This is a genomic window from Janthinobacterium sp. B9-8 (assembly GCF_000969645.2).
Lineage (GTDB): Bacteria > Pseudomonadota > Gammaproteobacteria > Burkholderiales > Chitinibacteraceae > Iodobacter.
The window spans coordinates 1185255-1208403 of record NZ_CP014222.1 but is presented as its reverse complement, the minus strand read 5'-3'; the positions used below and the strand labels follow the sequence as shown (position 1 = coordinate 1208403).

The window sequence follows — 23149 nt, the reverse complement described above, 5'->3', positions numbered from 1 at the left end:
CCATCAGTAATCGCTGATGGCTGTTGATGGCGATTTGCGTTTACTCCAAATCAGCGTGGCTTTGAATCACCCTTGATACAAGACCGTATTCAATCGCCTCCTGTGGGTTCATCCAGAAATCCCGCTCAATATCATTCAGCACTTTTTCTAAGCTTTGGCCGGTTTCTTTCGCAATCACCGCCGCAATCCGCTCACGCATACGGATAATTTCTTTCACTTGGATTTCTACATCAGAAGCCGACCCCCCCATGCCGCCACTGGGCTGGTGAATTAAAAAGCGCGTATTTGGCAGGCACACCCTTCGATCCTTTGGCACAGCAAGAAAAATATGCGCACCTGCACTCGCTACCCAGCCGCTACCAATCATATTTACCGGCGCACGAATAAATTTGATGATGTCGTGAATGACATCGCCCGATTCCACATGTCCACCAGGGGACGAGATCAACACGTTGATCGGCTTAGCCGATTCGGTCGCCAAAGCAATCAAGCGCCGGGCCGTATCTTTAGCCAGCACATCATTAATGGTGCCGATAATAAAAACAAAACGGGATTCGAACGATTTTTCTTCCAGAAAAGCATCTTGCGAGCCCCCTGCTACCGCTGCTTCTTCAGCCATCTTATGCCCCTAGGTGGTTAAACTTACAAAAATCAACAGCAATCATAATAGAAACGTCCAAAAATGGGCGATTTATCCACATCTCAGTACTTGCACATGAGTGCACACTTGACACTGAACAATACGCGAATCATTAGTAAGCCTATGCTTACCCTTACCTACGTAAGGATAAAAATAATGAGTTTTAAACCACTTCAGATTGCAGGGCGCAGCCTCTTACCTATTGTGCAAGGCGGCATGGGCGTGGGTATTTCAGCGCATAAACTTGCCGGAGCCGTGGCCAAAGAAAATGCCCTTGGCACCATTGCCAGTGTGGATTTACGCCAACACCATCCCGATTTACTCGCGGCAACGCATCGCTGCCTTGATGCAGATCTGATCGACAAAACCAATCTATGCGCACTAGACAGAGAAATTCGCGCCGCCAAAGAAATCGCCAATGGCTGCGGCATGATTGCTGTTAATGTAATGAAAGCCGTTCGAGACCATGTGGCGCTAGTAAAACAAGCCTGTGAAAGCGGCGCAGACGCCATTGTAATGGGCGCGGGCCTGCCGATTGATTTGCCCGAAATGACGGCGGATCACCCCAAAGTGGCGCTCATCCCCATTTTGTCTGACGCGCGTGGCGTGGCTATTATTTTAAAAAAATGGCTCAAAAAAGGCCGCCGAGCTGACGCCATTGTGATCGAACATCCCGGCCATGCAGGCGGCCACTTGGGCGCGGCCCGTATCAGCGACATTCACGATGTACGTTTCGATTTTGCCAAAGTACTGGCCGATTGCCACGCCCTGTTTACCGAGCTCGGCTTAGGCCGCGATGCACCTAAATTGATCGTAGCGGGTGGCATAAACAGCCACGAAAAAGTCAGCCACTGGCTGAATAATGGGGCCGATGCCGTACAGCTAGGCACTGCCTTTGCGGTATGCGAAGAAGGCGATGCGCATATCAACTTCAAACAAACCTTAATCAACGCCAAAGCCAGCGATCTGGCAGAGTTTGTCAGCGTGGCTGGTCTACCCGCCCGAGCCGTTGCTACGCCTTGGCTAAAACAATACTTACGCCGAGAAAGCCATCTGCAAGCCATTGCCAAAGCCGACCCACGCCGCTGCACCCAGCGTATGGACTGCCTAAGTCACTGTGGCCTGCGCGATGGCCTGAGCAAAGTTGGCCAATTCTGCATCGACCTGAAACTGGCCTCCGCCATGCATGGCGAAGTCGACAAAGGCTTATTCTTCAGGGGCAACGGCAACCTCCCCTTTGGGGACGCCATCCGCCCTGTGCGCGAGCTGATTGATTATTTGATGAATGGCAGAATGGCTGCGGTTTAGACTCCAATGAATTTATTAATTTTTGTAGGGTGAGAAACGACGAAGTCGTTACGCACCATGGCATGGTGCGCAAGAAAACCACTTGCACACCCTACGAAATTCATCATTTTCTCAAGAACCTCAGCCCATGCAGATCCGTAGGGTGGGTTAGGCTGCCAATATGCTAAATATGAACACCGCATCATCTAAGCCCTACCCACCGCAACGCCATCCTCACTTCCTCAACAACCTCAAACCATTCAATACCACCAACAAACTCACACCCATATCGGCAAATACAGCCATCCATAGCGTGCCGTGGCCTGCCAGTGTGAGCGCTAGAAACACCGCTTTCACCAGCAGCGCCAGCGTGATGTTTTGCACTAGGATGCGATGTGTGGCTTGTGATAGGCGGATGAATTCGGGTATTTTGCGCAGATCATCGTCCATTAGCGCCACATCGGCGGTTTCGATGGCGGTGTCTGTGCCTGCCGCGCCCATGGCAAAGCCAATATCGGCGAGGGCTAAGGCGGGCGCATCGTTGATGCCATCACCGACCATGCCAGACGATGCGGACATGCCTTCCACAATGCGCAGCTTGTCTTCTGGCAGCAAATTGCCGTGCGCTTGGGCAATTCCCAGATCGCTAGCTATCGCCGCCACGGTGTGCTCGTTATCCCCTGACAACACGATCGTTTCTACGCCTAAGGCTTGCAGCTGGGCAATCGCTTCGCGGCTGCTTGGCCTTACCGTGTCCGCCACGGCAAATAGCGCCAGCACGCGATCGGAGGCCAATACCACCACCGACTTACCCTGCATTTCCAGCACTTGCAGCTTTTCTTCCAGCGCTGGCGAGCAAAGGCCTAGCTCTTCGATTAGGCGATGATTACCCATCGCATAAGATATACCCTCAATCTGGCCGCTGATGCCGCGCCCGAGTAACGCTTTCACATCACTGACTTCAAGATAATCATTGCTTTGTGCGACAATCGCTTTAGAAACAGGGTGATCCGAGCGCGCACCAAGGCTAGCGGCGATACGCTGGCAAACGTCGGACGACACATCCGCCAAGGCCACCGCATCGGTCTGCACCGGCTTACCAAACGTCAGCGTGCCGGTTTTATCCAGCGCCAGGCTTTTTAGCTTGCGCCCCTCTTCTAAATACACGCCGCCTTTAATTAAGATACCCAGCCGCGCGGCGCGGGCCAAGCCGCTGACAATCGTCACAGGTGTAGAAATCACCAAGGCACAGGGGCAGGCAATCACCAGCATGGCCAGCGCACGATAAATCCACTCCTGCCACGCGCCGCCCAAGAGCAGCGGCGGAATCACCGCCACGGCCAGCGCCAGCGCGCAAACCACAGGGGTGTAAATTTTAGAAAAGCGATCAACAAAACGCTGCGTTGGCGCACGCACGCCTTGTGCTGCCTCCACTGCGTGGATAATCCGCGCCAGCATGGTGTTGCCCGCCACCGCCGTTACCCGATATTCAAACGAGCCAGTTTGATTGATCGTGCTGGCAAACACCGTATCGCCGATATTCTTTTCAACCGGCAAGCTCTCGCCGGTAATGGCCGCTTGATTAATAAACGATTGCCCGGAGATCACCTCGCCATCCAGCGCAATCCGCTCGCCAGGCCGTACCCGCAAAATACTGTCGAGCGCAATATCGGCTGCCGCTTGCTCTTGCCAGCTACCATCCGCCTGCTGCACCGTGGCACGCTCTGGCGTCAGCTGCAATAAGCCACTGATCGCATTTCTGGCGCGGCCCAAAGATTTGGCTTCGATCAACTCGGCAAGGGTAAACAACACCATCACCATCGCCGCTTCCGGCCACTGCCCGATCAGCAAAGCGCCCGTCACCGCAATACTCATCAGCGCATTGATATTTAAATCGCCATTAGAAACCGCAATCCAACCTTTCTTATAAGTAGTCAACCCACAAACTAGCACCGCCGCAATCGCAAGCACCGCCGTCAACCACACCGGCATCACCAGCCAATCAGCCGCCTCGGCTCCCACCGCCAACACGCCCGCCAGCGCCAAAGGCCACCAAGGCTTTGCAACCTCAGCAACAGCTGCTTTACTTCCATCGTCCACACGCGGCGTAAAACCCAGCTCAACAATTGCGGCGAGAATCGCAGGCAGTGCCTCCTGGCTATGCGATACGGTCAGCACACGTTGCAGCAAATTAAACTGCAAACCACTCACATCCGCCATCGCCCCCAGTTTTTTACGAATCAGCCCTTCCTCGGTTGGGCAATCCATCTGCTGGATATGAATTTTACTCAACACCCCTGCGCCATCACCTTGTGGCAAAGGCGGTGGGGGCGATCCGACGGTGCGATAGCGGGATTTGGCAGGGGAAGAATGATTGCAACAGCTAGACATGATGCGTACTCCTAATAAGCTTTAGACCATTACACAGCCTGAAGCCACTTCAGGGTCAAGCTTTGATGCAAAAATAATTTAAATGACGCACGGCCCTTTATCCCGCCCCACACAACACACCCTGCATCCAATATTGCTCCATTACAGCCCCTCAAAAAACGATACCCGATCAACAACCATGCGTGAACTTCACGAACACTCTGGCAAACCTAAGCAACAGGGGCATCAGTACAAGGAACATCTTATTGCTAGATCTACCAAAGACACCCTTCAATTAAGCCTTGAATGCATTCATAAAAAACAGTTGCACATGGAATAATTTACATTCAAACTACTCAAAAAATACACAAAACTTACAAATAAGCAATTCACGTTTTCTCTAAATGCACTCAAAAAACAAAACAAAATGCCCAGCATCTACCAATTAAAATCTAGATTCCAATCCATATTACGGCCGCTTTGTACTTTAATGGCCCGCTCTGGCATTACCGCCAATCAAGTCACACTCATTGCCATGCTGAGCTCTACCCTGATGGGTATTTGGCTCTATCTACAACCTGATTCCCGTTTACCTTGGTTAGTCCTACCTCTTTTTTTGCTGCTGCGGATGGCACTCAACGCCATTGACGGCATGATGGCGCGTGAATTCAATCAACAATCTGCATTGGGTGGCATTTTAAATGAGGTGAGCGATGTGGTTTCTGATGCGGCCCTCTACTTGCCTTTTTGCCTTGTCAGCACGCAACCCGCCTGGGTCATCATGGCGGTTTTTCTGGCGTGTTTAACCGAATTTATGGGAGTGCTTGGCCCCACATTAGGGGCTGCGCGGCGCTACGACGGGCCAATGGGTAAAAGTGATAGGGCTTTTGTTTACGGCGGCTTTGCGCTGCTGCTTGGGTTTTTCCCAGAGATCGCCGTATGGACCAGCACACTCTTTGCCATCACCGCTGGGCTGATGCTGTGGACCTGCATCAATCGCGCTAAAGGGATATTGGCCAATCAATCATGATTAACTTACTTTTACCCCCTGCGCTGATCACTGCACTGGAAGGCGTTTTCGCCCTACTGATCACCGCCAGCCTCACCCTGTTTATTTTAGGTAAGCGCTATCCTCAAAAAAACTGGTTAGAGCTAAAGCTACGCATTCGCACTTGGTGGTGGATTGTGGCGTGTTTTTCTTTGACGCTACTGGGCAATATGACGATTGCCCTTGTCGTGCTTGGCCTCGTTAGCTTTTTGGCGCTCAAGGAATACTTAACGCTCTGCTCCACTCGCACAGCCGACCATGTGGTGCTGTTCTGGGCCTATTTATGTATTCCGCTGCAATATTATTGGTTGGGCATTCACTGGTACGGGATGTTTATTATTTTTATCCCCGTTTATGTGTTTTTGTTTGTTCCTATGCGCATGGTTTTAGTGGGCGAAACTCAGGGTTTTCTGAAGGCTGCCGCCTCCTTGCAATGGGGGCTGATGATTTGCGTGTTTTGTTTAAGCCATATGGGAGCGGTTCTCGCCCTTCCTCTTTTAACCGGCATAGGCAAAGCAGAGCATGGCCCGATGCTGCTGTTTTATTTAGTCGCATTAACTCAATTAAATGATGTGGCCCAATACTTATGGGGCAAGTCATTTGGCCGCCGCAAAGTGTCTCCCAAGGTCAGCCCCAATAAAACGCTGGAAGGATTTTTGGGCGGCGCGCTCACCACCAGCCTGCTGGGCTGGCTGCTCGGGCCTTTGCTCACACCTTTTTCACCCTTACACGCGGCATTGGCTGGTTTATTAATCGGCGTAATGGGCTTTATTGGCGATATTGTGATTTCTGCAGTGAAACGCGATATTGGCGTAAAAGATTCTGGCCGCTTACTACCGGGGCACGGCGGCATTTTAGACCGGCTCGATTCTTTAACTTATACGGCTCCCTTGTTTTTTCATTACACCCATTATTTATATTATTAAGGCATATCACCAATGCCTATGAACCGTTATTTAAGAATCCTATTTGTATTATTGCTGGCAAGGCCATTAGTCCGGCTCTGGTTTGGCGTCACCGTCAGGCATCAAGATCGCCTTCCTTTAAAAGGGCCGGCCATTGTGCTGGCCAATCACAATAGTCATCTGGATATTCTGGCCATCTACAGTTTGTTTCCCCTAGCCCTGATTCCCAACATTCAACCCGCCGCTGCCGCAGATTACTTTCTGACCAACCGCTTATTTGCGTGGTTTGCAACGCAAGTGGTAGGCATTATCCCCGTAATACGTGGTGGAGCGGCAGCCGGTTTTGATCCACTGGCAGATTGCAAAGAAGCACTTAAGCAGGGGCGTATTCTTATCTTGTTTCCGGAGGGCACACGGGGCGAGCCAGAAACGCTTTCAGAGATTAAATCTGGCATCTGGTATCTGTACCGAGATTTCCCCAATATTCCAGTTATTCCCGTGTATTTAAACGGCCTAGGCCGAGCGATGGGCAAAGGCCGGTGGTTCCCCATTCCCTTTTTTGTTGATATTGCCATTGGCCGCCCCCTGCCTTGGCTGACAGAAAAAGCGGCTTTTCGGGCATCAATCAAAGATGCGCTGCTTAATTTAAAACAAAAAACCTTGCTCTCCCTTCCCGGCCCGCAATAGCACACTGCGGCGATGCTGGGCCTGTGCCTGCGGCAATAAACTTAAATAAGGAATATCCAAATGCGCACGCCACAAGAGAAATTATTTAGTAGCTTTGATGGTAGCAAGCTGTTTTATCGCCACTGGCCAGCCGTCGACACCGCCGCGCGCCGCGTCATTGTGCTGCTCCACCGTGGGCACGAGCACTCTGGGCGCTTACAGCATATTGCGGACGAATTACAAATGCCTGATACCGCGCTATTTGCATGGGATGCCCGCGGCCACGGCAAGAATAGCGGGCCGCGCGGCTACAGCCCGAGTTTGGGTACTACCGTGCGCGATCTAGATACTTTTATTCATTATCTTTGCCAAACTTATGGCTACGCCATGGAAGAAGTCATCGTGATTGCGCAAAGCGTAGGCGCGGTATTGGCATCGACTTGGGTGCACGATTACGCCCCCAGAATCCGCGCGCTAATCTTGGCTTCCCCCGCATTTAAAGTGAAGCTTTACGTGCCTTTGGCAAGGCCTAGCCTGCGCCTTATGGAAAAACTGCGCGGCAATTTTTATGTTAATTCTTATGTAAAAGCCAAGTTTCTGACGCATGACCCGGAGCGCATTGCCTCTTATAATGCCGACCCGCTGATTGCCCGCCCTATTTCAGTCAATATCCTGCTGGGCCTCTACGACACGGCCGAGCGCATTATTGCCGATGCAGGCGCCATCCAAACCCCAACCCAGCTTTTGATCTCAGGTGCAGATTTTGTGGTACATCAGGCTCCGCAGCGCACATTCTTTGAACACCTTGGCAGTCCATGCAAAGAAATGCACACATTGGAGGGGTTTTATCACGATACGCTGGGCGAAAAAGATCGCGCCAAAGCATTTACGCTGATCCGCAGCTTTATTCAGAAAGTGGAAGCGGGCGTGCCCAAAGTCGATCTAAGCCACGCAGATAAAAGCGGCTATACCGCCAATGAATATCAACAGCTGCAGCAAGTTGGCTCACCTTTTACCCTAAAACACTGGCACTTTGCCCTTACCCGCTTATCCCTTGCCACCGTAGGCAAGCTATCTGATGGAATTCGGCTAGGATGGGAAACCGGCTTTGACTCGGGTAGCACCTTAGATTATGTCTACAAGAACCAAACCTCCGGACGCACCCCGCTGGGCCGGTTTGGCGATCGCACTTATCTGGACAGCGTAGGCTGGAAAGGCATACGCCAGCGCAAAATAAACCTCGAAGAGCTCATTGGCCTTGCCATTAAATCGCTCACAGAAAGCAAGCAAAGCGTAAAGATTGTGGATATCGCCGCAGGGCATGGCCGCTACATTCTGGATGCCGTTGCTGACCATAAAATCGACCGCGTTTTATTACGTGATTACAGCACTATCAATGTAGAGGCGGGCAAAGCGCTGATCAAAGAAAAAGGCTTAGCGCATCTAGCTGATTTTCAGCAGGGCGATGCTTTTGATCAAGCCAGTTTAGCCAGCCTATCCCCAGCACCCACGCTGGCCGTGGTATCCGGCCTTTATGAGTTGTTCCCTGACAACGCCCCCATCAAAGCCTCGCTGGCAGGCCTTGCCGAAGCCGTGCCAGAAGGCGGTTTTCTGGTTTACACCAACCAACCTTGGCACCCGCAACTTGAGCTGATTGCTCGCACGCTGACCAGCCATCGAAGCGGGGCCGATTGGATTATGCGCCGCCGTACTCAATACGAAATGGATCAGTTAGTTGAGCAAGCCGGCTTTGAAAAAATCACCCAGCGCATTGATGAATGGGGCATCTTCACCGTTAGCCTGGCACGCCGGATTAAAAGCACATGAGTTCAGATTTAAACACTCAGGCAAAAGAGCCGCGCCCGTGGCGGCTCGCCCTCTTGTGGCTGATGCTGCTCGGACCAGGTTTTTTTATTTTTTATGGCGCAGCCAATCACTACGCCGCGTCCTTGCCTCTGGCTGGCGTTAGAAATATCGCCATGGCTTGGGAGCGGCAGATCCCGCTCTGGCCTTGGACCATCGTGCCTTACTGGAGCATCGATCTGCTCTATGGCATTTCTCTATTTATATGCACCAGCCGTAGCGAGCTTAATACCCACGCCAAGCGCCTCTTAGCCACATCGCTGCTCTCTTGCTTATTTTTTGTGTTGTTTCCGCTGCGCTTTAGCTTTGAGCGCCCTGCACTCGAGGGTGTTTTCGGCCAGCTGTTTACGCTCTTAATGGGTTTTGACAAGCCCTTTAATCAAGCGCCATCGCTGCATATCGGCCTGCTTACCGTGTTATGGCTGCGTTATTACGCCCATGTTCCTGCACGCTGGCAGCCTTTGCTGCATGTCTGGTTTGCCCTGATTGGCCTATCCGTGCTGACCACATGGCAACATCATTTTTGGGATGTGCCTAGTGGGTTTTTACTCGGCTTTGTAGTTTGTTATTTATTACCAACGCCTGGCGTAAGTTTGTTTGCGGCGCTCAATAAGCCACGACAAAGCACGCCCAAACTGGCCTTGCGCTATTTCACGGGTGCGCTGCTTTTATCCTTAAGCATTGCCTATCTGCAAGGCTGGGCTTGGCTACTGCTTTGGCCAATCACTTCCTTGCTGATCCTCGCCGCTGCCTACCTAGGGCTAGGGCCGGAGGTCATGCAAAAAGATAGCGGGCAAAGGCGCTTTGCAGCGCAAGCCTTACTTTGGCCCTACTCTTTTGTGACGCAACTAGTGCACCGCTATTTATTAAAATCACTACCCGGCGCTGAAGAAATCAGCCGTGGTGTGTGGCTGGGCCCCATCAGCGCAGCGACAGATCCACGCTTTAAATCCGTGCTTGATCTTGCTGCGGAATACGACAGGCAAGCGCCAGCAACGGTTATTTATCACTCCTGCCCGCTTTTAGATTTACAACTACCCGATCAGCAAACTTTGCAGCACTGTGTGCGCACGCTGCAATCCATGCCGCAGCCTGTATTGGTTCACTGCGCGCTTGGCTTAACTCGAAGCGCAGCCGTGGTATTGGCTTGGCTGGTCGTGAGCCAGCAAACAAAAGACATAAATGAAGCACTGGCAATCTTACAAAAAAAACGCAGCAAATTTATATTAAGTAAGGTGCAATTAAATCAATTAGCCCTGCTTTGCGATGACATAACATGAAAAATGAAGAATCGCTATTTTTTAAATTAAGTGTGGCTACGCTCGCCTCTTGCAAAACCCTAATATGGCCCACGCCATTTTTATTTTTAATCAGCTATTGGCTAGCTGCTAGCCACATGCTCGACAAAGTAGAAATAGGGCTCCTTATGGCGAGCAGCCTAGCCACTGCAATTCAATATTATTTCTACTGGCGCATCACATTAGATGAAAAACTATTAAATCAGCTGCAAAGCGAAACTGATTTTCTCCAGCTTGATCAAGTATTAAACAGCCTATTTGACCGAAACACCCCGCCTCGTGCCTTGGCATTACGCATGCTGGGCATTAAAAAACTGATACGGCATTTTTTAATCAGCACCTTTTGCTCATGGCTAGGCTGGTTTATTTTATTGGGGCTATTAATCAGCTAATTCCGTACAACAGATCATCCCAGCCAAGTACAGTAATTAAACAGATACGCCGCCTCCATGTTATGGTAGCAAATCCCCTGCAAGCCACGGATTACGGGCCATGTCTGATCTTTTCCCCAGTCAATTAACAGATGGCCATAATGAGCGGCAATTGGCTTTGCAATCTTTATTTCGTACTTTAGAAGACAACTCTGAAGGCACGGTGATTGTGGATGAGCAATGCAAAATCGTCTGGATTAATGCTCGCTATGCCGATCGCTTTGGTTTTAAAGACCCCGCCAATGCAATCGGCAAGGAAGTAGAAGAAGTCATTCCCCAAAGCCAGCTTAGGGAAGTGCTTAAAACCGGCCAGCCTATTTTATTAGATTTAATGGATGCGCCTGATAGAACGCTGGTCGTCACCCGTTTACCGCTGAAAGATCCGCAAGGCAAGCTAATTGGCGCAATTGGCTTTGCCCTATTTGATGAAATTCAATCCCTTGCGCCCTTAGTGGCTAAATTTTCCAGTTTGCAAAAAGAGCTAGCCGTGGCGCATGAATCACTCGCCCAGGCACGCCGCGCCAAATATTCTTTTGGCCATTTTATTGGTGAATGTGATGCAGTGCTCGAGCTAAAGCGCCAAGCCCACCGCGCCGCGCAGAGGGATGCGCCGATTTTATTGCTAGGCGAAACCGGCACAGGTAAAGAGGTATTGGCCCATGCCATTCATGCCGCATCGCCCCGCGCCCACAAGCCACTGGTCACGCTCAATATGGCGGCCATTCCTGAAACGCTGCTCGAGGCCGAGCTATTTGGCGCAAGCGCAGGTGCTTATACCGGCGCCGATAAAAAGGGCCGCATCGGTAAATTTCAACTCGCCCACGGCGGCACGCTGTTCCTCGATGAAATCGGCGATATGCCGCCCGCGCTGCAAGTCAAATTATTGCGCGTCTTACAAGATAAGGAATTTGAAGCACTGGGCTCTAATCAAGTGCAGCGCTCCGATGTGCGCATCATCGCCGCCACTTCTGCGCCGCTAGCCAAGCTCATCGCCGAGGGGCAATTCAGAGCAGATTTATTTTACCGCCTAAATGTGCTGACCATCGAGCTGCCACCACTACGCGCTAGGCTGGCCGATTTGGGTCTATTAGCGACATCCATCATGAATAAGCTAGCCGCCAGCGGCCTTGGCCAGCATCGCCTATCGCCTTCGGCCATCGCACTTTTAAGCCAATACTCTTGGCCGGGCAATGTGCGCGAGCTGCACAATATTCTGGAACGCGCACTAATGCTGAGCGATAAAGCACTGTTAGAAGCCGAAGACCTTGCCCCGCTGCTTTACCCCGGCGTTCAACCCAGCAGCAGCAACACAAAAACCCACGCCGAATCCATGCAAGCTTTTGAGCAGCAGCTGATCAACGAAGCCATTAAAAACTGCAAAGGCCACATCCCCACCGCCGCCAGCCAACTCGGCCTGGCGCGAGCTACGCTTTATAAGAAAATTGCGGGATTTAAACAGAGCGCTTAGGGTGCCAATAAACGCAGTGCATTGCACCACGCCCAAGCGGCGTAATGCGCTGCGCTTATTAACGCCCTACAACATCATCTTTATTGCCTAGCAGCCTGTCGGACTAAAAGATGTCTCCATATTGAGAAAGTCGTCTCGTTTTGTAGACGAACCGTAAAGCAAGCCAACCCCTCCTTTTATTACATTTTATGCACCACGACAGCTCTACTTGTCTCACTTTGTAGACTTCCACTTTTTTCAAACGGCTCAAAGCCGCGATTTCATTCGTTTCTGAACGCTGGCACACATCCTGCTTACTAGTTAGACAGAATAATGGCAAAAATACCGAGTTGTGTTTTTCCAACAAAAACACCATAACTTTCTACCAAAGAAAGATTGACTCTGGCAAAGTAGCATGCACCCGTGCATTGCATAGCCCTCGAGCAACGCACAGCCTGACGGACGGATACAATGAACTCAGATCCTATTTTGCAAACGCACGGCCTTTGTAAAGAATTTAAAGGCTTTGCAGCAGTCAGCGATATTAATCTTGAAGTGGCCCGTGGCAGCATCCATGCCTTAATTGGCCCCAATGGTGCAGGCAAAACCACGGTCTTTAATTTGCTGACCAAGTTTCTGGCACCCACTGCTGGCCAAGTCATTTTTGATGGCGTTGACATCACGGCAGCGCAACCTGCCGAAGTGGCCACTAAAGGGCTGATTCGCTCTTTCCAGATTTCAGCCGTGTTTCCCAATATGAGCGCGCTCGACAATATCCGTGTGGCGCTGCTGCGGATTAATGGCGGCGCGCATCGCTTTTGGCGATCGAAGCAGGAGCTCAACGCTTTCACTGATACCGCCATGGCCTTGCTGGAAGAAGTGGGCCTTGCCGAGTTTTCGCATGTCTTAGCGGGCGAACTGGCTTACGGCAGAAAGCGCGCTTTAGAAATCGCCACCACTTTAGCGCTTAAACCCAAGCTGATGCTGCTGGACGAGCCCACACAGGGCATGGGCATTGAGGATGTAGAGCGCGTAACCGCGCTGATTCGCCGCGCGTCCGTTGGGCGCACCATTTTGATGGTGGAGCACAACCTAAAAGTGGTTTCTACCCTAGCCGATAAGATCACCGTACTAGCCCGTGGCCAGCATTTATCCGAAGGCGATTACGCCACCGTTTCGGCCGACCCGCGCGTGATGGAAGCTTATCTGGGCGTAAGCCCGGCTATTCCCGCCAGCCCACAGGAAACACTCCATGCTTAACAGCCAAGATCATAGCGGTGAAATGTTGCGCGTGAGTGGCTTACACGCTTTTTACGGCGAATCACATATTTTGCACGGCATTGATTTTGGCGTGCGCCGTGGCGAGCTGATTACCCTACTCGGCAGAAATGGCGCAGGCCGTAGCACCACGCTGAAAGCGATTCTGGGCCTAACCGGCCAGCGCGCCGGATCGATCATGGTCAATGGCCGCGAAGTGATCCGCATGGCCACGCACAAAATAGCCCACCTTGGCGTGGGCTGGTGCCCCGAAGAGCGGGCGATTTTTTCTAGCCTAAATGTGGAAGAAAACCTCAACCTACCACCAAAAGTGCGCAGCGACGGCATGAGTCTGGAAGAGATTTACACCCTATTCCCAAATCTGTGGGAGCGCCGCAAAAGCCAAGGCACACGATTATCAGGTGGCGAGCAACAAATGCTGGCCATGGCGCGAATTTTACGCACCGGCGCACGCCTCTTGCTGCTGGATGAAATCACCGAAGGCTTGGCGCCTGTGATTGTGAAAAAACTAGGCGAAACGGTAGAGCTGCTAAAAGCCCGCGGCTACACCATTGTGCTGGTCGAGCAAAACTTTCACTTTGCAGCAGGCATCGCCGATCGGCATTACGTGATTGAGCACGGCCAGGTAGTAGATTCAGTCAGCGCAGATGAGCTATCCGCCAGCGCTGGCAGGCTAAATCATTATCTTGGGGTTTGAGTTATAGGGTGGATTTCACCCAATAGGCATCAAGTTAAAACAATCGATTTTTCATAGGGCGTGCAAGTCGTTCTTCTTGCGCACCGGCCCTTGGTGCGCAACGACTGCGTCGTTGTACACCCTACAAATGCTTTTCATAGGAGCGGCTTTAGCCGCGAAAGCTTTGCTGAATCATCATCTTGGGATTTGTGCACACTTACGCCAACGACATGCTGTAGGGCGAGTGAAACCCGCGTATTTATTCAACATCGTTCGCAAGTTTCACCCCCCTACGACAACCATTTTGATGATTAGAAAAAAACACAAACTTCCCGCAGTCCCCGCAAGATCTACCCCAAACGGAGATACACCCATGCAAAGCTGTAAACCTCTTGTTCTTGCTTTAGCGCTTGCCTTGCCTGCCACTTCTTTTGCTGGCCCTTTATCCGGCGACATGGTCAAGATCGGCATTTTGACGGATATGTCGGGCGTTTATGCCAGTGTGGGCGGAAAAGGCTCGGTGATTGCGGCGCAAATGGCAATTAACGATTTTGGTGGCAAAGTGCTAGATAAACCAATCGAACTGGTAAGCGCAGATCACCAGAACAAAGCCGACATTGGCGTAGGCAAGGCACGCGAGTGGTTTGATACCCAAGGCGTGGATATGGTGAATGACCTGCTGAATTCTGGCGTTGGCATTGCGGTACAAAAACTAGGAGCAGAGAAAAAACGCATTACCATTAACAACGGCGCAGGCTCTACCGCGCTGACCGGCAAGGAATGCAGCCCTTACGGCATCCATTACGCTTATGACACCTATGCGCTGGCTAAGGGCACCGCCACCGCGCTGATGAAGCAAGGTTTAGATAGCTGGTACTTCCTGCAAGCTGACTACGCCTTCGGTGCAGCACTGCAAGGCGACGCCAGCAAGATTGTGGCGGCCACGGGTGGCAAGGTACTTGGCACGGTCAAACATCCACTCTCCTCTACCGATTTCTCCTCTTATCTGCTGCAAGCACAAGACTCCAAAGCCAAGGTGGTTGGCCTTGCCAATGCGGGTGCCGATTTTGTTAATGCGGTGAAGCAAGCCAAAGAATTTGGCCTAAAGCAAACCATCGCAGGGCTGTTGGTGTTTGATAGCGATGTTAAAGCGCTAGGCCTGAATGCCGCGCAAGGCATGAAATTTACCACGGCCTATTCATGGGAATTGAGCCCTGAAATGGAAGCCTTTGGTAAGAAATTCTTTGCCAAGGCAGGCTTTATGCCAACGATGGATCACGCTGGTGTTTACTCCAGCACCCTGCATTATCTAAACGCCATCAAAGCCACAGGCACCGATGACGCCGATACCGTAATGAAAAAAATGCGTGAAACCAAGGTGAATGACTTCTTCGCTAAAAACGGCGTCATCCGCGAAGACGGCCGCATGGTGCACGATATGTATCTGGTAGAAGTGCTTAAACCGAGCGAATCCAAAGGCGCATGGGACCAGCTCAAACTCGTTGCCACCATCCCAGGTGACGTGGCCTTCAAGCCGCTATCTGCCAGCGAATGCCCTTTGATTAAGAAATAACGGTAAGTTAGCTAAATCTTGAACCACAGAGAACACAGAGGGGCACAGAGCTACACAGAGAACACCCAAGCGCTCGACTCATTAGTCCTGCTTTTCTCTGTGAACCTCTGTGTTCTCTGTGCCCTCTGTGGTTTAAGGTCTAGCCCCGCATTTTTTATCAGCTCACAGATCAAAAATCGCATCGAGGTTTAAATGGACATTCCCTTGCAAGCCATCTTGTCGCAAGCCTTACTCGGCTTAAACAATGGTGCTTTTTATGCCTTACTCAGCCTTGGCCTTGCCGTGATTTTTGGCATGCTCAATGTGGTCAACTTTGCTCACGGCGCTTTTTATATGCTGGGCGCTTTTGTGGCGCTGTTGGGCTACGACCAGCTAGGGCGAATCTTGGGCGATGAAAGCATCCGAATGTCATTCTGGGCGGCGCTGATTGTCGGACCAATTGTGGTGGGTTTGCTCGGCGTATTTATCGAAAAAACCATGCTCAGCCGTCTTTATAAAGTTGATCATCTTTATGGCCTGCTACTCACTTTTGGGCTGGCGCTGATTTTTGAAGGCGTACTAACCAATTACTTTAATGTGGCCGGTGAGCCTTACAACGCCAAGCCAGAAATTCTCGAAGGCGCGGTCAATCTGGGCTTTATGGTGTTTCCTAAGTACCGGCTATTCTCAATTGTGCTATCGCTTTCGGTTTGCTTTGCTGTTTGGTATTTAATCGAAAAAACCAAGCTAGGCTCGCATCTACGGGCAGGCACAGAAAACCCCGATGTCACCCGCGCCTTTGGCATTGATGTGCCGTCTTTGCGCACGCTGACTTATTTCCTTGGTGTGGCTTTGGCCGGGCTGGCAGGAGTGGTGGCTGCACCTATTTATTCAGTCAGCCCCAAGATGGGCTCTGACTTAATCATTATCGTGTTCGCCGTAGTGGTAATTGGCGGCATGGGCTCAATTATGGGGGCGATTGTAACGGGCATTGCGCTAGGGCTTTTAGAAGGCTTGGTGAAAGTGTTTTACCCGCCACTGGCAAACACCGTCATCTTTATCGTAATGGCTCTGGTCTTACTCTGGCGCCCGTCTGGCCTCTTTGGTAAGGAAGCATGATGAACGCTCCGATTGTTCAACTCACCCCTGCGGCTGCGCTGCTCAGGAAAAAAACCAATTACACGCCGTGGATTGCTGCACTGGTGTTTGCCGCCATTGCCCCATTTGTGGTCTACCCCATTTTTGCTATGGAGCTGATGTGTTTTGCGCTATTTGCCTGCGCCTTTAATTTACTCTTGGGCTTTGGCGGCTTACTCAGCTTTGGCCACGCCGCATTTTTTGGCAGCGCGGCTTATCTATGCGGCCATGCCATTAAAAACTGGGGGCTAAGCCCAGAGCTGGGTATTTTATTCGCCACTTTCGGCGCCGCCTTAATGGGGCTGGCTATTGGTAGCATCGCCATTCGCCGCCAAGGCATTTACTTTGCCATGGTCACCTTGGCGCTCGCGCAGATTGTGTTTTTCTTATGCTTGCAAATGCCTTTTACCGGCGGCGAAGATGGCTTACAGGGCATACCTAAAGGCCATCTGTTTGGCTTAATTGATTTATCCAGCACCGTCAGCGTAGGCCAGCAACAATTGCCGCTAGCACTGTATTTCTTTGTGCTGGCCATTACCTTTGGTGGCTATTGGCTGATCTGGCGCACCGTGCATTCGCCCTTTGGCATGGTACTGAAAGCCATCAAAGAAAACGAGCCACGCGCGCTCTCTCTAGGCTATCAAGTCAATCGCTACAAACTCGCCACCTTCGTACTCTCTGCCGCCTTGGCGGGCCTTGCTGGTGCAACAAAAGCGCTAGTCGTTGGCCTCGCCTCGCTCAGCGATGTGTCCTGGCATATGTCGGGTGAAGTGGTACTGATGACCTTACTGGGCGGCATGGGAACACTACTTGGGCCGGTAGTGGGTGCAGTAACGGTGGGCACGCTGCATCACGAACTCGCCTCGTTTGGATCATGGGTCACCGTCACCATCGGCGTGGTGTTTGTCGTCTGCGTCATGGCATTTAGGCGCGGCATCGTGGGTGAGATTGCTTATCGATTGAAACGGGATTTGTAGGATGAGTGATCCCCTAAGTGCGCTAAGCAAAGTCAAAAATATCTTTTTAGTGCCTTCGGCACGTTAATTTAGGTGCGGGCGTCCCGCTGGACCTTCCTTTCTTGCTTGCTTGGCCAAGAAACGAAGCCAAAAAAGGCCCCTCATCTGCGGACAATCGAGCGGCGGCTGCGGAACTCGTTCGCAAGCTCGCTCAGACAGGCATCAAAGAAACCCCGCCCGCTTGTTCCTCGTGTCGCGGCTTCAAGGGGACTTTAAAAAGCCCCGTGCAAAGAGGTAGGAAATGCGATTACTCCTGACTGGCATGGTCGTTTTATTATCGGCCTGCAATAGCAATGATATTTTCAGCAGCAATACCCGCCCCGCCTGGCTAGGTAATGTTAGCCAGAACAATCTGGATGGCGTGAGCAATGATTTACTCACCGCGGGCTTAGGCAAAAGCGGCCTGGCACTTGCCCTGCCTGCCCACGCCGATCCAGCCAAACCCACACCCACCGAGCTACGCCGCGCGGCTATTTATAATAATTATCGCGCTCTTGTTGATATCAGTAGCAGCGGTGGTTACGGCAGGCTGTACGGCCCCAATATTGATATCAGCGGCAACGACACGCTGGGCGAAGGGAAAATTGCCGGGGAGGAATACCTCGCCTATGCGGATGATGGCACGGGCAGGCAAAACGTCACGCTAATGGTGCAGATCCCTGCCAGTTTTAATCAAAGCAAGCCTTGCGTGGTGACGGCCACTTCATCCGGATCTCGCGGGGTTTATGGCGCGGTGTCTGCGGCAGGCGAATGGGGGCTAAAACACGGCTGCGCGGTGGCTTATGCCGATAAGGGCAGCGGCACGGGCATTCATGATTTAAGCAGTGATACGGTTAATCTAATCGACGGCACGCGCGCCAATCGCAGCTTTGGCGGGGGCAATTTTGATGCGGGCTTATCGGGCAGCGAGCTTGCCGATTTTAATGCGCAATTCCCTAATCGCATCGCATCAAAACACGCCCACTCGCAACAAAATCCTGAAAAAGACTGGGGCAGAGACACTTTACGCGCTGTGGAATTTGCTTTCTGGTTGCTGAACGAAAAATACGCCAGTGCTCAGGTCGGTCTTCGTAAAGCCGATTACGCCACCCCTGCCACCGTCACGGTGATTGCTGCAAGTGCATCCAACGGCGGAGGGGCTGCACTAGCCGCCGCCGAGCAAGATACAAGAGGACTGATCGATGGCGTGGCCGTCAGCGAGCCACAGGTACAACCCGCCTCTGTAGTTGGCTTAAGCATTCTGCAAGGTGGCAATCTAATGCCCGCCATAGGCTCGCCACTGATCGATTACTTCACCCTTGCTAATCTCTACCAGCCCTGCGCGGTGCAATCAGCACGTTTAAGTGGGGCAAACTCAGCTTTTGGCACAGCGGTTTCACCGCTACTTGGCAGCGCACGTTGCGCATCGCTGGCGGCCAAAGGATTTTTAAGTGGCAGCACGCTCGAAGCGCAAGCCAACGAAGCCTATAACAAGCTGATTTCTGCGGGCTGGCTCGTTGAGAGCGATGCTTTACACGCCAGCCATTACGGATTAAATGCCACGCTGGGTGTAGCACTTGCTTACGTTAACGCCTATGGCAGATTTTCAGTCAAAGACAATATCTGCGGCTATAGCTACGCCTTCACCAACACCACGGGTGATGTGATTGCCCCTATCGGTAACAATCTGGCGGGTGTTTTTGGCAGTGGCAACGGCGTGCCGCCTACATCGGGCATATCCATCGTCAATAATTTATCCGTGGGCGGGGCTAAAGCCGATGCCATGTCGATTTCGGCCTCGACTAATACCGCCGATTACAATCTAGATGGGGCAATTTGCCTACGCAAACTTGCCACGGGGCTTAATCCACTCACAGGCGCAACGCTCACCGGCAATGAAAAATTGCAGGCCGATCGCGTGGCCATCGGCATAAAAGAAGCGCAGCGCAATGCGCGGCTCAATGGCAAACCCGCCATTATTGTGGCGGGGCGCTCTGACGCACTGATCCCCGTAAACCACGCCGCCCGCGCCTATTACGCGCTCAACCAAGCACAAGAAGGAAGTGGCTCTAAGCTGCGCTATATCGAAGTGACTAACGGCCAGCACTTTGATGCATTCCTTGCGTTAAGCGGCTTTCCAACGCGCTTTATTCCGCTGCATGTTTACGCTGGCCGCGCGCTGGATGCAATGTGGGCGCACCTTAACAACGGCACGGCACTGCCCGATAGCCAAGTGGTACGCACCACGCCACGCACCTCCGCTACCGATAATCTAAACGCCAGCGCCCTGCCTGCTTTTGCCGCAGTGCCCGCCAGCGATGCGATTCGTTTTAGCAATACCACACTTTCTATTGCTCAATAGCCATACCACGGGCGGGCTGATCGCTCACCAAACAACACAAGGAAATGGCGATGATTAAAACCTTATCAGGAAAAAGCGCCTTAATTACCGGCTCCACCAGCGGCATTGGGCTGGGCATTGCCCGTGCGCTCTCTGATGCGGGCGCAAATGTGGTACTGAACGGCTTTGGCGATGTTTTAGCGGCAAGGCAGCTAGTTGAGCGGGCGGGTGGCAAGGTGGCTTATCACGGTGCAGATTTAAGCCAGCCCGAGCAAATTACCGACTTAATGCGCTATGCAGAAAAAGAATTTGGCAGCATTGATATTTTAGTAAATAACGCAGGCATTCAGCATTTAGCGCCAGTAGAAGATTTCTCGGTGGAGCGCTGGAACAGTATTCTTGCGCTTAATTTATCCGCAGGATTTCACACCCCCCGCCTTGCTGTGCCCGCCATGAAAAAGAAAAACTGGGGCCGCATTATTAATATTGTTTCCGTACATGGCTTAGTGGCATCCACAAATAAATCGGCGTATGTGGCGGCCAAACACGGCATGATAGGGCTAACCAAAGGCGTGGCTTTAGAGCTGGCCCAAACCGGCATCACCTGCAATGCCATTTGCCCCGGCTGGGTGCTCACCCCCCTAGTAGAGCAGCAAATTGCTAATAAAGCACAACAACAGGGCATCAGCCTTGCCGAAGCCCAATCTCAGCTTTTACTAGAGAAACAACCCTCGGGCGTTTTTGTTACGCCAGAGCAAATTGGCGCCTTACTGCTGTTTTTATGCAGCGATGCCGCACAAGAAGTACGCGGAGCCGCATGGAATATTGACGGCGGCTGGATTGCACAATAAGAAACCCACAGCATCCTCTATTCAGCTTTAATTTCACAGGAATCAGCAATGCGACAGCTCAGCCCTAAAATCAGCCCTTGGCTTACTGGCTTTAATCAGCAGGTGGAAATCATGCAAGCCAATGGTTACAAGCCCACTTGCACCAATATTCGCGAGGGGCTGGCTTATTTAACGGCGGTGTTTGTAACAGATATCCCCACAATGACCTGGGTGCAAGATGATCTGGTGCCCTCTTCCCGATATAAAGTGCCGGTAAGGATTTATCACCCCCAGCCAGACAAAGCCCTGCCTGTATTGGTTTATTTTCATGGTGGCGGCCATATGGCTGGCAGCATCACCGTTTATGATGCCATTTGCCGCAAGATCGCCACTGCTGCACAACATATCGTGGTATCTGTAGATTACCGGCTAGCCCCCGAATGCCCCTACCCCGCGGGAACAGAAGACGCTTACCACGTAGTAAAAAACATCTGGTCTGTTTTAGATCAGCGTCAATTGCAATACCAGCGACAGCTTTCTATTGGTGGCGATTCGGCAGGTGGCGCGCTTTCTGCCACCGTGGCCAGCATCGCGCAATTTGACCCTGCTTTGGATATCCACGCTCAGGTATTAGTTTATCCCAGCCTGGATTACACACTGAGCGCCCCATCGCTAAACGAAAATGGCACCGGCTATTTATTAAGCAAAGAAAAAGTGACTTGGTACTTTAATAACTACTTTCAGTATAATGAAGACAGGAAAGCAGCCTCGCCACTCTTTGCAGAATTCAGCGCCAAGTTGCCCCCCACCCTTGTGATTAGTGCAGAATTCTGCCCGCTCAGAGACGAAGGGATTGCCTATTTAGCAAGGCTAAAAAAAGCAGGCGTGGCATCGGATCATTTGCACTTTGCTGATTTACCCCATGCTTTTTTAAACTTGGAAAATTTAATCAAAGAAGAATGCCAGCATGCTTATCAAAGCATGGGGGCGTGGTTGAATTTAAGAAAAAACAAAGCAGAAAATGAATAACGGAAGCTACACAAAAGAACCCAAACCTTTAACCACGGAGAACACGGAGAACACGGAGTTTCACGGAGAAAAGCATTTTTTAAAGAGGCTGTTTGCTGTGCGCTTTTGAGTATTTTAAAAATAAAGCAGTCCAGATTTATATCGTCGCTAACATCAGATATAAAAAATGGCCCAGCATTTAGCTGGGCCATTTTTTATACTTTTAAAACGATTTACTGATTACTTCAAAGGCTGCGGTGCTAAAGGATTGCCACCCAATGCATTAGAAATATCTGCAATGGCTTTTTGAGCACGTACGCTATTGCCTGCGCCATCCAGAGGAGGCGAAATCACAGCAATACCGAATTTACCCGGTGAAACTGCGATAATCCCGCCGCCTACGCCGCTCTTAGCAGGCAGGCCGGTTTTGTACAGCCACTTGCCGGAATCATCGTAAAGACCTGCGGTTGCCATAACGGCCAGCACTTCAGGCACGTTTTCTACTTTAAGCGCTTGCTTGCCAGTAACCGGGTTCTTGCCGCCATTAGCCAGCGTTGCGGCCATCATCGCCAGATCCTTGGCATTCACACCTACCGAGCATTGACGGGTATAGATATCTGTTGCGCGATCCGGATCAGCTTTAATCTTACCGTAGGCGTACATCAAACGACCAATGGCCTGATTGCGCTGATTGCTGGCGGCTTCAGATTGATATACCTCATCCAGCACAGTAAGGTGACGGCCCGCGAAATCATTGTAGTAACCCAGAATCTTGCTCCAGATTTCATCGTAATTTGCACCCTTCACCATGCTGGTAGCCGTAATCGCACCGGGGTTTACCATTGCATTCATTTCTGCGCCGCGATTTTGCTCAATCGCTACGATGGAGTTAAACGCCTGGCCGGTTGCATCTACACCCTGATTATTCAGGATAGCGTCAGTACCAGATTCATCAATCACCTTAGCCATCGTAAAAACTTTGGAGATAGACTGAATCGAAATTTCCGTCGTGACATCACCCTTGGTGTAAACCTTGCCATCGGCAGTGACCAGCACAATCCCGAATACTTTTGGATCGACTTTAGCCAGCGCAGGGATGTAATCGGCATTTTTGCCTTCTTGCAAACCTTTGTAATTATCGTAAGCAGCCGTCAGTGCTGCTTCTACTTCGCTCTTTTTAAATAAGTCTTTTGCTTGTGCGGCACCACTTAAAGCCAGTACCAATACAACAGCTAACATGCTGCGTTGTTTCATTGTAAAGCTCCTCGTTAACGCGCCTTTAGTCGGAACGCGCTAGACGAAAATATACCAAATAAAAACAGAGGAGAAGCTGCACAAAGTCAGTTGCATAATCACCGTAAGAAAGGCATGTAAGAT

General features: G+C 51.3%; 19 protein-coding genes. 16 read left to right on the top strand and 3 right to left on the bottom strand.

The annotated features are described in order from the left end of the window. Nucleotides 1-40 precede the first annotated feature (40 nt). Nucleotides 41-619 carry an ATP-dependent Clp protease proteolytic subunit gene (locus VN23_RS05340; RefSeq protein WP_046350000.1) on the bottom strand — a complete coding sequence of 193 codons (579 nt, stop codon included), beginning with the start codon at nt 617-619 and terminating at the stop codon, nt 41-43. A gap of 177 nt (nt 620-796) precedes the next feature. Between VN23_RS05340 and VN23_RS05335 the strand changes: the two genes are divergently transcribed. Continuing rightward, entirely contained in the window at nt 797-1948 is a 1152-nt protein-coding gene (locus VN23_RS05335; RefSeq protein ID WP_046349999.1) for an NAD(P)H-dependent flavin oxidoreductase, read from the top strand. Between the two features lie 213 nt (nt 1949-2161). Here VN23_RS05335 and VN23_RS05330 read toward each other — a convergent pair whose 3' ends face one another. After that, complete coding sequence (locus VN23_RS05330) at nt 2162-4318, bottom strand: heavy metal translocating P-type ATPase (protein ID WP_082752614.1); 2157 nt, start codon at nt 4316-4318, stop codon at nt 2162-2164. Between the two features lie 406 nt (nt 4319-4724). Here VN23_RS05330 and VN23_RS05325 point away from each other — a divergent pair, with 406 nt between their 5' ends. The 15 genes from VN23_RS05325 (at nt 4725) to VN23_RS05255 (ending at nt 21793) form a co-directional block, all read left to right on the top strand. Next, nucleotides 4725-5327, top strand: a complete 603-nt coding sequence (locus tag VN23_RS05325; RefSeq protein ID WP_046349998.1) for a CDP-alcohol phosphatidyltransferase family protein — start codon at nt 4725-4727, stop codon at nt 5325-5327. Beyond that, a complete protein-coding gene (locus VN23_RS05320) occupies nt 5324-6271 on the top strand; it encodes a phosphatidate cytidylyltransferase (RefSeq protein ID WP_046349997.1) in 948 nt (315 codons plus the stop codon). Before VN23_RS05325 ends, VN23_RS05320 begins: the two co-directional genes overlap by 4 nt. 12 nt (nt 6272-6283) lie before the next feature. Next, nucleotides 6284-6937 carry a lysophospholipid acyltransferase family protein gene (locus tag VN23_RS05315; RefSeq protein ID WP_197433026.1) on the top strand — a complete coding sequence of 218 codons (654 nt, stop codon included), beginning with the start codon at nt 6284-6286 and terminating at the stop codon, nt 6935-6937. Between the two features lie 60 nt (nt 6938-6997). Next, nucleotides 6998-8743, top strand: coding sequence for a bifunctional alpha/beta hydrolase/class I SAM-dependent methyltransferase (locus VN23_RS05310; protein WP_046349996.1), 1746 nt, complete (start codon nt 6998-7000; stop codon nt 8741-8743). Continuing rightward, nucleotides 8740-10059, top strand: coding sequence for a phosphatase PAP2/dual specificity phosphatase family protein (locus tag VN23_RS05305; protein WP_046349995.1), 1320 nt, complete (start codon nt 8740-8742; stop codon nt 10057-10059). The genes VN23_RS05310 and VN23_RS05305 overlap by 4 nt, the downstream gene beginning before the upstream one ends. Beyond that, nucleotides 10056-10469: a hypothetical protein gene (locus VN23_RS05300; protein ID WP_046349994.1), complete on the top strand. Its 414-nt coding sequence runs from the start codon at nt 10056-10058 to the stop codon at nt 10467-10469. Before VN23_RS05305 ends, VN23_RS05300 begins: the two co-directional genes overlap by 4 nt. 100 nt (nt 10470-10569) lie before the next feature. Continuing rightward, nucleotides 10570-11976: a sigma-54 interaction domain-containing protein gene (locus VN23_RS05295; protein ID WP_046349993.1), complete on the top strand. Its 1407-nt coding sequence runs from the start codon at nt 10570-10572 to the stop codon at nt 11974-11976. A 450-nt stretch (nt 11977-12426) separates the two neighbouring features. Continuing rightward, on the top strand, nt 12427-13215 hold the full coding sequence (locus tag VN23_RS05290) for an ABC transporter ATP-binding protein (protein ID WP_046349992.1): 789 nt from the start codon (nt 12427-12429) through the stop codon (nt 13213-13215). Continuing rightward, nucleotides 13208-13930 carry an ABC transporter ATP-binding protein gene (locus VN23_RS05285; protein WP_046349991.1) on the top strand — a complete coding sequence of 241 codons (723 nt, stop codon included), beginning with the start codon at nt 13208-13210 and terminating at the stop codon, nt 13928-13930. The genes VN23_RS05290 and VN23_RS05285 overlap by 8 nt, the downstream gene beginning before the upstream one ends. A gap of 352 nt (nt 13931-14282) precedes the next feature. Further along, the gene (locus VN23_RS05280) at nt 14283-15482 is read left to right on the top strand and encodes an ABC transporter substrate-binding protein (RefSeq protein ID WP_046349990.1); all 1200 of its coding nucleotides are present in this window, start codon (nt 14283-14285) and stop codon (nt 15480-15482) included. A 192-nt stretch (nt 15483-15674) separates the two neighbouring features. Then, nucleotides 15675-16580, top strand: coding sequence for a branched-chain amino acid ABC transporter permease (locus VN23_RS05275; RefSeq protein ID WP_046349989.1), 906 nt, complete (start codon nt 15675-15677; stop codon nt 16578-16580). Further along, nucleotides 16577-17575, top strand: coding sequence for a branched-chain amino acid ABC transporter permease (locus tag VN23_RS05270; RefSeq protein WP_156455120.1), 999 nt, complete (start codon nt 16577-16579; stop codon nt 17573-17575). The genes VN23_RS05275 and VN23_RS05270 overlap by 4 nt, the downstream gene beginning before the upstream one ends. A 280-nt stretch (nt 17576-17855) precedes the next feature. Next, nucleotides 17856-19955, top strand: a complete 2100-nt coding sequence (locus tag VN23_RS05265; protein WP_046349988.1) for a 3-hydroxybutyrate oligomer hydrolase family protein — start codon at nt 17856-17858, stop codon at nt 19953-19955. A 50-nt stretch (nt 19956-20005) separates the two neighbouring features. Then, on the top strand, nt 20006-20785 hold the full coding sequence (locus VN23_RS05260; RefSeq protein WP_062654826.1) for a 3-hydroxybutyrate dehydrogenase: 780 nt from the start codon (nt 20006-20008) through the stop codon (nt 20783-20785). 48 nt (nt 20786-20833) lie between these two features. After that, entirely contained in the window at nt 20834-21793 is a 960-nt protein-coding gene (locus tag VN23_RS05255; protein ID WP_046349986.1) for an alpha/beta hydrolase, read from the top strand. A gap of 219 nt (nt 21794-22012) precedes the next feature. Here the strand turns inward: VN23_RS05255 and glsA are convergent, their stop codons facing one another. Next, nucleotides 22013-23026: a glutaminase A gene (glsA, locus tag VN23_RS05250; RefSeq protein ID WP_046349985.1), complete on the bottom strand. Its 1014-nt coding sequence runs from the start codon at nt 23024-23026 to the stop codon at nt 22013-22015. Nucleotides 23027-23149: the final 123 nt, after the last annotated feature.